The following is a 13,813-nucleotide window of genomic DNA, read 5'->3' as shown; positions in this document are numbered from 1 at the left end:
AGACCGGACTCACGCTTGTTTTCGTCCGGCCCGTGACAGGCAAAACAATTGTCCGAAAGGATCGGCCTGACATGAAAGTTATAGCTGACCTGATCTCCTGAATCGAGTATTTCCCCATTCTTTTGACCTTTATGACAACCTGAAATAAAAACTAATAAAATTAAACTACTGATTATTCTCATCGATTACGGAAATAAACTTTGTTACTATAAAGAGAGAAAAAATGGGAAATCTCATCTTGCTCCGATCAAAACTAACCGGAAAATTAACAAAACCCTTTCCAAATCAATCGTTTTCATTTTAAAGCCAAACCAACTAATCCCCTACGTGGGCTTTATAAAAACCCCATACCTCATTGGCAACATTCCGACCTAGTTCCAGTCCTTCCAAATTATCGGATTGAATGTGATACCCACCTAAAACCCTGGAAAAGCCGGCCATTTCAGCTGTTTCGGTAAACGTAGGGAAATGCAGAACAACTGTATCTCCCAAAAAATCGGGCTCCGTCATGGCTCCAGCCACAAGGGTTGCGCTTTCACCAAATTCGTCACTTCCTGTCCATAATCTTAATGCCTCTGCACAGGCACCACTAACGGCACTATGACCTGAAACATAACTTGGAAAAGGGGGGCAAAGGAAAACCTCAGGCGAATACGGCCGCCACTGATTCCCGGGCAACTGGCTCATTCCTGTCTTTTCCCCTGCCCATCCATAGATCAGCTGGTCTTCATAAAGTGAATGAACCAAGGCAAAAGGCCTTGCATAATCATAATACATCTTGGAATCCCAGGCAGCGATAAAAGCATCCATGGCCACTACCTGGTTATAAAAATACATTTTCACATCCTGATCAAGGGTATGCTTGTCTCGTCTTGAAACATCCTGTGCAAATCTCAGCCAATGACCTGCCTGCTGTACAGATTTGGGACCATCCCGCATGTACTCTACCAATGCCTTTTGATAATCTGTTAAATTGGATTGAACATCCACCACTTCCTGAACTTCCATATTGAGCTTTTCGGATCCGATTTCGGGAGGAGGGCCGGGACGAAATTGGTCTGCTGATTTTAGCCCGATTGGTTTAACTCTATCCCAAAAAGGCGTCAAACATGGAGGCGCAAACCTACCTCCCTTGCCATCAGAAAAATATTTCGGTTGCCACCTGCCAAGGTCCGAATTTACATCTGCGGAGTTGGCGGGTTTGTATCCGGTATAATCAAAATAGGGGATTTTAGTAGACCCAGGTTCTTCACCATATTGGTTGGCACCATCACCTTTTCTGGAAGATATTACATAAAAAGCTGCCAAATTCCCGATGCCTTCAGGAGATTTGGGATCCTTAGAAGACAGGTCGGGATCCAAACCCAAATCCAGCATAAAACCTGTAAAAAGCAGGCTATCTCCCGGAAAATATTCCATAAGTGCACGAAATGCGGCATAGCTGATGGCAACTTCCTTTTTTTCCAAAGTCCTTTCCTCCTCAGGTCGCCTGGAAACATTTTTCAAATAGACAGGAACTGCTTTGTTATCATAAGCAGTCCAGGCATCAAACATGGAGACAAAAATCAAGGCCAAATAACGGGAAGTAACCGTCGGTCGGGGATTAAATCTCTCGGTATCGTTAGCAGTGGCTTCCAGTGCAATTTGGGCCCATTTATAGGCCAGGTTATCTTCTCCTAAAGGACCCTGATTCAATTTTGTTGAAGCATTGGTGCCGCAACCAGTGAGAAGACCCAAACAAACCACGACATAAAAGGAATATAGCTTACATTTCTTCATAAGATGTGTGGATTAAATCAATAGCTTCTTCCGGTAAAGCCACCGGAAGTTTACAGGTATTATTTCTGCAGACATAAATCATGGTTTTGCCCGCATAGAACCTATTATTGAACAGGGGCAATCCATTTTCCTTTTCCGACCCTACAATCAAAGTGTTGGGCAGGTGTTTCTCATGCAATTGTTGGATCAATGTTTTTGAATTTTCACCAACCACGGCTACCTCCATGTAGGGAAGGGAAATATGCATCAATAATTCATTCCACTTCCCATATGCCTGACCGTCGGAAAGGATGTTTGGCATCATGGAGGCCACCATATTTTTCGACTTCTCCAAAAACTCTTTTTTACCTAAAATATGGCCTAAATGAAACAAATTCAAAGCCATAGAAGCATTGGGAGAAGGCAAGACACCATCATGGGTTAGCACAAGGGGGGATATCAATTCCTCTTTTTGATTGAACTTAAACATACCTGAACCCTGATCCGAGAAAGTATCGATCACATGGGAATTTAGGCTCACTGCCAGATCCAAATGATCCTGATTCAGGGTAAGGGTATACAATTTAATTAATGCCTCAATAAGAAAAGCATAATCCTCCAGAAATCCGGGCACATGACTGCCTCCTTCTTTGTAGGAATGAATCAATTGGTTTTCCCTGAGAGAATATTTTTTTAGAAATTCAAGTATTTCAAGTGATTTATTCAAAAAGGCCTCATTCCCCGAAGCACTATAGGCCTCCAAAAATCCTATCATGAGCAGGGAATTCCATGAGGTGATTACCTTATCGTCTTTTCGGGGAGCAATGCGCTTCTGCCGAATTCCCAAAAGAAGTGAATTCCACTTTAATTTTAAATCCCGGAATTCAGCATAAGAAATTCCATGGTCATTTGCAAAAACCTTATCCTGCTTATCCTTGAAAAGCACAATGGAATTATCCTCCATCATCCGCTGAGATGGGAGGGAATAATAAGCAGCAAATAAATCAAAATCATTCTCCAAAACCGCTTTCAATTCCGCTTCTTGCCATAAATAATATTTTCCTTCAGTCCCCTCCGTATCTGCATCTAATGCAGCATAATAGCCTCCAAAAGGGTGTTTCATTTCACGTTCCAGAAAATCAGTGATTCCAACAACAATGTCCCGGTATAGATCGGTATCAAATTCCTTCATTGCGGTGGAATAAATGCGCAGCATTTGGGCATTGTCATATAGCATTTTTTCAAAATGGGGAACCTTCCAATATGTATCCGTACTGTATCTAAAAAAACCTCCTCCTACCTGATCATATATTCCTCCAAGTGCCATTTTGTTTAGCGTGTTTTGAACATGCTCCATGGATTCCTCATCCTTTTTTATTGAAGAATAATTCAATAAAAAAGAAAGGTTGGTAGGCATCATGAATTTTTCATCTCCCCTATCCCCACCCCATTCTAAATCCCAGGTTGTTTTCCATTTACTTATACTTTCTTGTAAACTAGCTGCACTCGTTTCATCGGAATGAGTTACCGGAACAATCTTGTTGGTTTCCTGAATACCCTTTGCCAGCATTTCCCCGTATTCCTCGGCTTTCTGTGTATCTTCTGTATAAAATTTATTTACATCAAGCAAAACCTGCATCCACTGTTCCCTGGTATGATAAGTGCCTCCATACAGTGGATTCCCATTGGGCAAGGTGATTACATTAAGCGGCCAGCCTCCGCTCCCCGTAATTAACTGGAGGGCTGTCATGTACACATTATCTACATCCGGACGCTCTTCCCTGTCGACTTTGATATTGATGAAATGTTTATTCATCAAGTTTGCCACTTCCTGATCTTCAAATGTTTCGGACTCCATCACATGACACCAATGACAAGAAGCATATCCGATACTCACCAATACTAGCTTTCCTTCTGATTTGGCCTGCGCCAGGGCATCTTTGCTCCATGGCACCCAATCAACCGGATTACTGGCATGTTGCAATAAATAGGGGCTGGTTTCATGAATGAGGGCATTGCCATTGGGACGAACCACATCCACTTGCTTACCCCTGCCACATGCCACCAAAACAATAAAAACGGCAAAAAACAAATGATTTATTATGGAAGACTTCTTCATATATTTGGCAATAAGCATTTTCACGGGAAGTCGGATTTCAATAGCAGAGGTTAAGGATTAACCGGAGAAATCGCGGTTAAATTTAGGTTTTCATTTTTTTCAATTCGAATGAGCTGAAGAAAGTCATTGTTTTTGGCAAATAAAATCCCCTCATCCCCTCCTGCCAAATTCATTTTTTTTGCTGATTTCACTTCTCCCCGTATCATCAATCCGCTTTGATAAGGCATTTGGCTTTCAAATCCCCCATTTCCATTACCCAATAGGAGTCCCCCGTAACTGGAATCATTTCGTGGCGTCTCCACTTCAGATCCGTACAAGTTACCAGCATAGATAATATCCTGGTGGCCGTCTTGATTGATATCCAGGGGCACAAGTGTATTGATGGAGGATATTTGGGAGAAAGTATCCAATGGGGAAATCCTGAATGTACCGTCTCCCTGGTTTTCCAGGTATTGATGGGCAAAACTTTTCACCTCATAATGTGTGGATTTCTCCAAATATTCAGTAGTATAAATTTGCTCTAAACTGGCAGAGGCATAGGATTTGTAATCCTTAAATTTTGCTTTTATGGCTGGAATCTGCTGGGAGGAACATTCCCTCCCCCTGACAGGAACTCTCACTCCTTTGTCTAAATAACTTAAGACAAGATCATCCTTACTGTCATTATCATAATCATAGACATAAAGGCTGAAAGGAGATGTCTGGCTTGCCTGGTATTTGTAGTTTTTTCCCAGATTGCCCACAATAAAATCAACATCCCCATCATTATCAAAGTCCTGTCCAATAAGTCCAAACCACCAACCTTTGGTATCCTCCAATCCTGCATTACTTGAAGCATTGATAAATTTACCTCCTTTATTTTGAAGGTAGGTTATTCCCATCCATTCACCGATCAGCATTAAATCATCCAATTTATTTCCATCCACGTCTACCCATTTTGCCTGAGTCACCATTCCCAAATCCAGTAAATCAGGGGCAACATCTTCTGTGACATCATCAAATTTTATTTCCCCCTCACTACTATTGTTTCTTAAAATTTGACTTTTTGGGGCATGGGGATAATTTCTAGGTGTTACCCTCCCTCCTACGAAAAGGTCCAGGTCTCCATCCTGATCTATGTCCGAGGCAACTACTACCGATCCGCTTTCTCTCATGATAGGCAGAGCCTTTTCTGATTTTTCAAATAAGCCATCTCCCCTATTTATATAAAACTTATCCTGATAATAGGCATCTCCTTTACGAAGTTCGTTGCCACCGCATACCACATAAAGATCAGACAGGCCATCTCCGTTTGCATCAAAAAACAAGGCCCCTACATCCTCCTGGAACTTATCTTTTTCCAATAGTTCATTAAGAATTTCAGTAAAGGTTCCGTCCTGATTTTGTACAAACATTTTTCCACTTTGACCAGAGGCCCCTCCGATATAAAAATCATCCAACCCGTCATTATTGATGTCCCCAACTGCAAGTCCGGGCCCGTACTCCGAAATTTTGTGTGGCAACAGTACCTGATATTGAAAATCATCAAAGGTGTTTTCTGTATGCTGGTGATCTAAGGAGGTAAGGGTAGTAATGTCGCTGAAAAAACCAGGCTGAGAAACCGACTTAGCAGGCATAGCTTCCTCAGCATCGGAATCATTTAGGGTGATTCTTTGGTTTGCGGGAATATTTTCCAGCAGACTTTGACGGCCATCGGGCCATAGAACCCTGATCTTCTTGATTGAAACTGCCTTTCCAATTCCAAAATGAATGATTGGGTCTACAGAAGATTGAAAACCCCTGGTAAGCGTCAGTTCCTGGTACTGGGTTCCTGCATCCGTTTCCAACCAAATTTTGGCTCCAAGACCCAAAGTGTTTGCGGCATTCCCCTTTAACTCAATTTGTAAAAAATTAGCATTATCCTTTTCACTGGCATTATTTTCATAAATGCTTGCCCGATCATCCAGGTTATTGATTACCAAATCCAAATCCCCATCGTTATCCAGATCTGCGTATGCCACTCCATTGGAGAAGCCGTTAAAATTTATGCCCCAGCGTTCTGATACATCGGTAAAGGTTAAATCTCCTTTGTTTTGAAAGGCAAAATTCTTGATTTTTTCAGATGGAATCTTTTTGGTCAGATCAAGTGAATTTCCTTCTTCGAAATTTTGCACCTCATCACTTCTGAAATAATCACTATTGTTAATATCTCTTCTTACACCGTTTGTTACGTAAATATCCTTATAACCATCGTTATCAAAATCAGCAAATAGAGAGGCCCAACTCCAATCTGTGGAGGATACCCCAGCCATTTTCCCGATATCTCCAAAACGCGGCAAACCATTGCTGTCATTACCCATATGCAGTTGGAGTGTATTAATAGAATATTGGTGGTGCATATCATTCTTTACCATGGAATAAAAACGGTCTGGATCCATGCTATCCATGTTTTCCTTAGCCCTTCGGTAACTTTTGGGCATCATATCCACCTGGTAAATATCCAAATAACCGTCATTATTGAAATCAGCCACATCTGTTCCCATTCCAAAATAGGAGGTATGATTGGTTAGTTCCAGATTTAAATCTGTAAAGGTCCCGTCCTGATTATTGATGTAAAAGAAATCGGGGGTACTAAAATCATTGGACACATACAGGTCTTGCCAACCATCCTGATTAAAATCTCCAACTGATACACCCAAGGACAATCCGTATTTATCAAGTCCTGCTTCGCGGGTCCGTTCAGTAAAGTTTCCATTCCCTTCATTTCTGTACAGCCGGTCGCTGCGGTGATAGGGAGCAGCATTACGGTAGGTAAGGTACTCCATCATACTTGTGCGTGAAGGCACAATCGGATAATTTATTACATACAGGTCCTGAAGACCATCTCCGTTATAATCAAAAAAGACAGCCTGAGTGCTATTTCCAGCGTCCGCCAATCCGTAAGCTTCTCCCATTTCGGTGAAGGTGGGGATGTCACCTTCCTGGGCATTGTTAATAAACAATAAATTTTTTGTTGTTGTCCATTTACCTGAAACACTGACATAAATATCCATCCAGCCATCCTGATTTGCGTCACCAACAGTGACCCCCGTCATCCACCTGTCATCACCTGCAACACCAGCCAGTTCGGTAACGTCCTCAAATTTCATATTTCCTCTGTTGAGGTAAAGTTTGTTTGGGACCATATTTCCTGTAAAATAAAGATCTTGCAGGCCATCATTGTTAAAGTCCCCTACAGCCACTCCTCCTCCCATATAAATATACATGTAGTTAAAATAGTTAATGGAATCATTTTCCGTCAGATTATTCGAAAAGTCTATCCCGGTGGCAGGAATGGAAAGTTCGTCGAACAGGAGGTTTTCATCGCCAGGTATTTCACAACCCAGCAAAAAAAAGAACAAAGCAATAAAGAGTGGCCTACGCCATATGCTTGAAATTTTATTAAAAACTAAACTAAAACACAATAAGTTATTCATCTGAGACAGGATCATTTAATTACGAACTTACGCAACTGCTAAGGCAAAATTCCACAGAGACGAAAGCGCAATTGTGCTTTCGTCTCTGTGGAAAAATTCTATTAACAACTATACCAACTTATCAATCTTCATATCCGGGGTTTTGCTCAATATTATTATTGCTGCGTTGAATTTCTTCTCTGGGAATTGGAAACCTATAATAGAAATCTCCGGGCCAGGGAAAGCGGGGATCCACCTCGGGTACTTCGCCATAGGTATAGTTTAAGGTACCCATTAAATCACCTTCTTCCGCTGTGGACCAATCCATTGTTACACTGGTTAGCCCTCTTATTGGATTGATGTCGATATTTCCGGGTGCAGCTTTCCAACGCAACAAATCCCAAAATCGCATGTCCTCCAGATGTAATTCAACGGCACGTTCATTGCGATAATCCCTTATCAGATTCTCACCAGAACTGGTAATTTCGGGCATATTGACAGAGGGTCTTTTCCTTACCCTATTTATGTATTCTCTGGCCAAATCTTCATTACCCAAAGCCATCTGAATTTCGGCATAATTGAGGTAAAATTCTGCCAATCGCATGAAAATCGTCGTTTGGCTGTAGTCAAAATCAAAACTTGCCCTTGGGCCCTGAAAATCCAAGAGCTTTCTAAACGTATAGCCGGTCTGAACCCTCCAGTGAAAGGGAGTTAGTCCTTTTACCCAATAGGTTTTTGAATCCCTCCCAAAATCAAAAAGCGTCTGGTTATTTATGGGATCAATTTTGTTCGGATTTTCATAGGGGGGTTGGTTGTCCGGATTAGGATTTGCATCCTCCCAATATTCGTATAGTCTTTGCGTACTTTTTGACCCATCGATAATATTTACCGGCCCTGCACCTGGATATAAAATATAACTGTAGTACCTGGGATCCCTGTCTACATTTGGATTTTGTTCGTTATAACCGGAATTGGGGTTGACTGTCACTCCATCAGCCAAATAAGGGTATTCCCCATTTTCCATTTGAAACATATTGATAAAATGCTGGGTTGGCATAAGTCGCTGCCGGGCATCAAAGCCACTTGGCCAATAGTCATAATTATAACCCCAATCCGGGATTCTGGATCCGGCTGTATACGTTCTGCCAAAAACAGTTTCATTCGTTTCAAGAGGCTGAAGAAACAACTCCTCGTGATTTTCGTGTAGGGTAAAACCCGCATCGATCACGGCCTTTGTCGCTGCAGCTGCTGCCTGCCATTTACTCATGTCGTTGGTCGGGTTATTAAGCGGGCTTGCCATATACAACAACATTCGGGCCTTTAATCCCATAGCGGCTTCTTTGCTTATTTTACCGGCGGCCGGGGCTACACCATCTAACAGGGTAATGGCCAAATCAGCTTCATCCAATACAAACTGGGCACACTCCTCGTAAGTATTTCTGGAAACATCAAAAGACTCATCACTCAGACTAAAGCTTTCTGTAATTAATGGCACCCCGCCAAAGGTTCTGATCAGCTCAAAATACATCCAGGCCCGTAGGAAGTGTACTTCTCCCTTCATTCCGTCAAGTAGTTCTGCATCAATACTTGATCCTTCGGTTTTTTCAAAGAAAATATTGGCTCTACGAATAAAATCATATTGCTCCGCCCAAATATTGGTCAATTGGGTGACATTGTCAGGGGTGATATTTCCCTCCAAATATTGGCGTATTCCAGCAGCCCTGTCGTGCGTATCCGGAGCAGAAACTGCTATATCGGTCATACCTATATAGCCACCGCTACCTGGCCTCCAATGAGGTTTAATCCCGTTGTACATATTATATACATAATTCTGTAGAAAAGTGGGATCAGTAAATACATTTTCTTCAGAGATGGCATCCAGGGGAGTTACCTCAAGAAGGTCTTCGTTGCAGGCGGAGAAAACAAATCCAGTTAGCAGTATGACATAAAATTTTTTCATCAGGCTGCTTGTTTTAATGCTGATTTTCATAACGTTTTTCATTAGAAAGAAAGATTAAGACCAAAACCCAGAGTTCTCATATTGGGGTATGTACCCCCTTTACCACTGAGAAACTCAGGATCACCTGCACCAAATTCCGCCAGATTATTGTAAATCATGAATAGATTTTCCCCTGATAAATACACCCGTAAACCAGAAATACCGATTCTGTCCATAAGTGGTCCTGGTAAATTGTAACCCAACTCAGCAGATTTAAAGCGGACCCACCTGGCATTGTGATACCAGAAATCATTGTTTTGTGCGGCAAAACCCACCGGCCGTATTCTAGGAAGGATTGCATCCGTATTCTCCAAATCATAAGTATTGTTGGCCACATAAGCCAATCCATTTCCATTGGCTCCCGTATCAAAGCCATTGTCAAGCCTGAACTTACCCCCGTCTTGCCCCTGAAGCAACATTGTCAGGTCGAAGTTTTTATAATCAAGCCCTATGGTCATGCCAAATTGAGACCTGGGAAATGCGTTGATGTTGTAGCGGTATCGGTCATTGCCGTCAATGACACCATCGTTATTCAAATCATTGAATATCAAACTCCCTAATGTAGCATTGGGATAACTGACATAGGAATCCAGGTCATCCTGTGTACGGTAAATGCCTATGGCGTTGTATACCAGTTCTGAACCTATAGGCATTCCTTCCAGATTCTGATAGGGCTCAGCCTGAGGTACTTCGTCAAAGAATATGATTTCATTGTCGTTATAGGAATAATTGGCACTTACCCTGTAATTGACCTGCCCAAAATGTTCCCTAAAACCCAATTGGAATTCTATTCCATGACTTTTCATCTCGCCGATGTTTTCATCGGGTAAAATCAGGCCGGTATAGCCTGGAATAGAGGCCTGCCTTCTGCCCAGGATATTGGTCGTGTATGTTCGGTAGACATCCGTTTCGAAAGTCAATCTATCCTGCAAAAAACCTAACTCCAATCCAATATCCGTCGATTCGGAAACTTCCCAGGTAATATTGGGGTTTGGAGTTGTCAGGGCCGCTATTCCCCGTACATCGGCACCATTTACTACCCAACCAGGTCCGTATCCAAACCGGCCAATGTACTGAAAAGGGTCTACCCTGTCATTTCCCAATTTACCCCAGGATGCTCTTAGTTTTAAATTACTAAAAAGGTTGTCCGACATAAATGCTTCTTCACTTACTACCCATCCTGCCGACAAGCCCGGGAAAAAGCCCCATCTGGTTTCCTTTGGAAAAATGGGGGATCCATCATACCGGAAGTTAAAACCAAACAAGTACTTGTTGCTGAACTCATAATTTAAGCGTCCAAAGTAGTTTTGCCGGGCATTTTCGCTGGCACCTCCGCTATTGTTCCATTGACTCCTGTTTTCGCTACCTGCGAAAAGCTGGTCAATTTGGGGGGAATCAAATCCTAACCTTTGCGCCCAAAAGAAATTATCATCATAGGTCATTTGCTCATAAGCGATGAATCCACTTACCCTGTGATTGGTTTTGATAACCCTATCATAAGCAATTTTTGAATTCAGGGTTATCATTGTACTTTGGTTAAAATCCTCCCTTAACCCGATATCTTCAACAGTACGCGAGGTTCTTTTTACAATAACTCCTTCGGAGTTTCTCTCGTAATAATCCCATACGTAGTCAAAGGATTTATTGTAATTGAAAGTCTTCACAATAGAGGCAAAACCGTCCACCGACAGGCCTTCCACAAATGGAATCTTGTAATTATACCTGAAGGTACCATTGGCTACATCTCCTGTATTTCTTCTGTATCCAGGACTTAAAAGCCGGGCGGCAGGATTTAAATGAGACCAACCTTCTCCAGGATATCTGTAATCCCCTCCAATATAAGCCTCCTGCAAGGGACTGGTGGAAGCAAAAGCCCCAATAGCACCTGAGCCGCCTTGAGGAGATTGAGTGAATTTTTGTCGGATCGACAAATCAATTCCAACTTCTAAATCATCCGTAACGGTTACGTCCAGGTTTGCACGCACATTGTATTGTTTGAGCTTGGTAATATCATCGGCGCGGAGAATACCTCCCTGATTAACCATTCCTACAGAAGTAAAATACCTAATCCTGTCAGATCCACCCCGCATGGTTAATGATTGCCTGGAAATGATTGCGGGAGGGTCTACCAGGGCATCCCACCAATCTTCCGCACGGCGGCTTCCATTTCTGAAAGACTCCACCAAATCGTCCGGGAATACTGCTCCTCCACCTTCCAGTACCCTATTCCGATTCAAAACATCCATATAGTCAAAAACTCCTGCCGACTTAACCTTCATGGTAGGCGACTGGAACAAATGGGAAGTGGAAAAATTAAAAGATGGTTTCCCTGTCTTTCCTCGTTTTGTAGTAACCAAAATTACCCCACCAGCGGATTGGGCTCCATAAATTGCCGCTGAGGCATCTTTCAGCACAGAAATGGATTCTATATCATTCGGGTCCAAACGGTTGAGCCCATCAGGATCTGCGTTAGCTACACCATCGATTACAATTAATGCGGAATTATTTCTGGTGGTATTGAATCCCCTTACCAGGATTTGCGCATCATCGAAACCCGGAACGGCACTTCGCTGGTTGACATATAAGCCTGCCAATCTTCCCGATAGGGCGTTGGAGAGGGATACCGCTGATGATTTTTTAACCTCCTCACCGGAGGTTTGAACCACTGCATTGGTAAGTTCGGATTTCTTTTGGGTACCATAACCGAGAACAATAACTTCATCGAGTGCCTGTGCACTCTGTTCCATGGTAATATTAATAGTGGTTTGATTTCCCACTTCTACCGTCTGACTCTCAAATCCAATAAAGGAAAAGACAAGGGAGGAGCCCTCGGGAACGACTATTGAATATTTTCCATCCATATCGGTGGCTGTTCCTGAGTTGGTCCCGGGAACAAATACCGTCACCCCTGGTATGGGGTCACCATTGGCATCCACAACCGTACCAGTAACCGTTACTTCAACGAGCACAGCTCTGGACCTGTCTTTTGATTTCGAAAATTTTACGCTGATTTTATCATCCACCTGTTTAAAGGCCAATTGGTGGGAAGAAGAAAGGGATAACAAAACAGTTTCCAATGTCTGATCCTTAATTTGAATGCTCACCTGATCTGCGCCTTCAAGCAAACGATCGTCGTAAATAAAAGAAAACTCCGTTAACCTCATTATCTCAGAAAAAGTCTCTTCCAAAGAAACATCTTCAAGGTCTAAACTCAGATGAACTTGCTTAATATCCAGTGAACCCTGGGCATTGGACGGTGCCGCATAGATCAGTGGTAAAAAAAGCATCTGGATCAGAAATCCATACAAATAGTATTTTCCTATCATACATAGGGCATGTAATAATTTTTCCATAAATTTGGGTGTTTTATTGTGAGTTTGCAGTAAAACAAAGGCAAATAGGTAACATCTGATAAATCTTTCTATTTGCCGGACAAAGTCAATGAGAAATCATTGGCTTTGTTTTTTTATCGATCCGTTTTCTTCATCCAATTTGATTAATGTTCGAAAACTAACTTAACTTTTTTTTGATCAATGATGTGATTGAACCCGTATGCATATCCAACGGACTCCAAAACATTACTTAAATAACTGTCCTTGAATTCCCCCGATATTTTTAATTTTTGTTTTGGCCTATTCTCCAGAGAAATTTCTACCCCATACCATCGCTCTAGTGTTAGTTCAAATTCAGAAAGCGAGGCATTGTCAAAAAACAAAACACCTGATTTCCAGGAAAAAGCTTTTTTGGGATTAAATTTACTCTTGGTAATTTTTTGGTTTCCAACCGATGTCACTTCCTCTCCTGGTTGAAGAAAAACAAGTTGATTTTCCAGCAACTCATTCACGACCTCCACCTTTCCTGTAGCAAGTTGAACCTTAATTTTATCGGGATTATAGGATTGAATATTGAAGGAAGTGCCAAGGGCAGTGGTGATGACTTTTCCGGAAAATACCCGGAAAGGCAATAAACTATCCGGGACCACTTCGAAAAATGATTCTCCAGTCAAATGAATCTCCCGATTATTCACACCAAAATCACTCCTGTACTTGATTTCACTATCCGCATTGATAATTACCGTGCTGCCATCTGGCAAATGAATCTTTGATTTTTGCCCTTTTGGATTGAATTTGGTTATCCAATGTGGCTTATTTTCAGTATTTTCCAATGCTGGTTCTGTATGATACTTTACCACATCAAATGCCAAAAACCCCATCATTGAAATGAAAATCACAAACAAAAGCATAGAAATCCCCCTCCAATGATTTTTCTCGGAATGCTCTGATTTAATTGTGGAATGCCCCCTCCCCGGTTTTCCTTGCTGAATATTTTGGTGGATACTGGAAAGCAACAAAAGTTGATCCTGTTCTTCCCAATCCTCCCCGGTCGCTTGAAATTCCAGCAAAATTAACCTGGCCTGATGTAAAATTATTCCCTTCTCCTTATCTGAAGCCATTTTTTCCCAAAAACAACCGCTCGAAGTATCAGCATGTAATACCCAGGATA

The 13,813-nt window shown here is 42.0% G+C and carries 7 protein-coding genes; all 7 read right to left on the bottom strand.

Annotated features, from left to right (window positions below; genetic code table 11):
• Positions 1–182: hypothetical protein (locus G9Q97_RS24910; protein WP_222852066.1), on the bottom strand; the 182-nt coding region annotated here is incomplete at its 3' end.
• A gap of 133 nt (positions 183–315) precedes the next feature.
• Positions 316–1,779 carry a vanadium-dependent haloperoxidase gene (locus tag G9Q97_RS22400; protein ID WP_166151117.1) on the bottom strand — a complete coding sequence of 488 codons (1,464 nt, stop codon included), beginning with the start codon at positions 1,777–1,779 and terminating at the stop codon, positions 316–318.
• Entirely contained in the window at positions 1,766–3,877 is a 2,112-nt protein-coding gene (locus G9Q97_RS22395) for a thioredoxin domain-containing protein (protein ID WP_166151115.1), read from the bottom strand. Before G9Q97_RS22395 ends, G9Q97_RS22400 begins: the two co-directional genes overlap by 14 nt.
• Before the next feature lie 50 nt (positions 3,878–3,927).
• Positions 3,928–7,332 (bottom strand): VCBS repeat-containing protein, encoded by a 3,405-nt coding sequence (locus G9Q97_RS22390; protein WP_166151113.1) that lies wholly within the window; start codon positions 7,330–7,332, stop codon positions 3,928–3,930.
• 121 nt (positions 7,333–7,453) lie between these two features.
• Positions 7,454–9,271: a RagB/SusD family nutrient uptake outer membrane protein gene (locus tag G9Q97_RS22385; protein ID WP_166151111.1), complete on the bottom strand. Its 1,818-nt coding sequence runs from the start codon at positions 9,269–9,271 to the stop codon at positions 7,454–7,456.
• A 41-nt stretch (positions 9,272–9,312) separates the two neighbouring features.
• Positions 9,313–12,663 (bottom strand): SusC/RagA family TonB-linked outer membrane protein, encoded by a 3,351-nt coding sequence (locus G9Q97_RS22380; RefSeq protein WP_166151109.1) that lies wholly within the window; start codon positions 12,661–12,663, stop codon positions 9,313–9,315.
• 143 nt (positions 12,664–12,806) lie between these two features.
• A complete protein-coding gene (locus G9Q97_RS22375; RefSeq protein ID WP_222852062.1) occupies positions 12,807–13,763 on the bottom strand; it encodes a FecR family protein in 957 nt (318 codons plus the stop codon).
• Positions 13,764–13,813 lie beyond the last annotated feature (50 nt).

This window comes from Cyclobacterium plantarum, from assembly GCF_011290685.1.
Taxonomy (GTDB): domain Bacteria; phylum Bacteroidota; class Bacteroidia; order Cytophagales; family Cyclobacteriaceae; genus Cyclobacterium; species Cyclobacterium plantarum.
The sequence above is the reverse complement of the archived record's forward strand: the minus strand, read 5'-3'. Positions and strand labels throughout refer to the sequence as shown.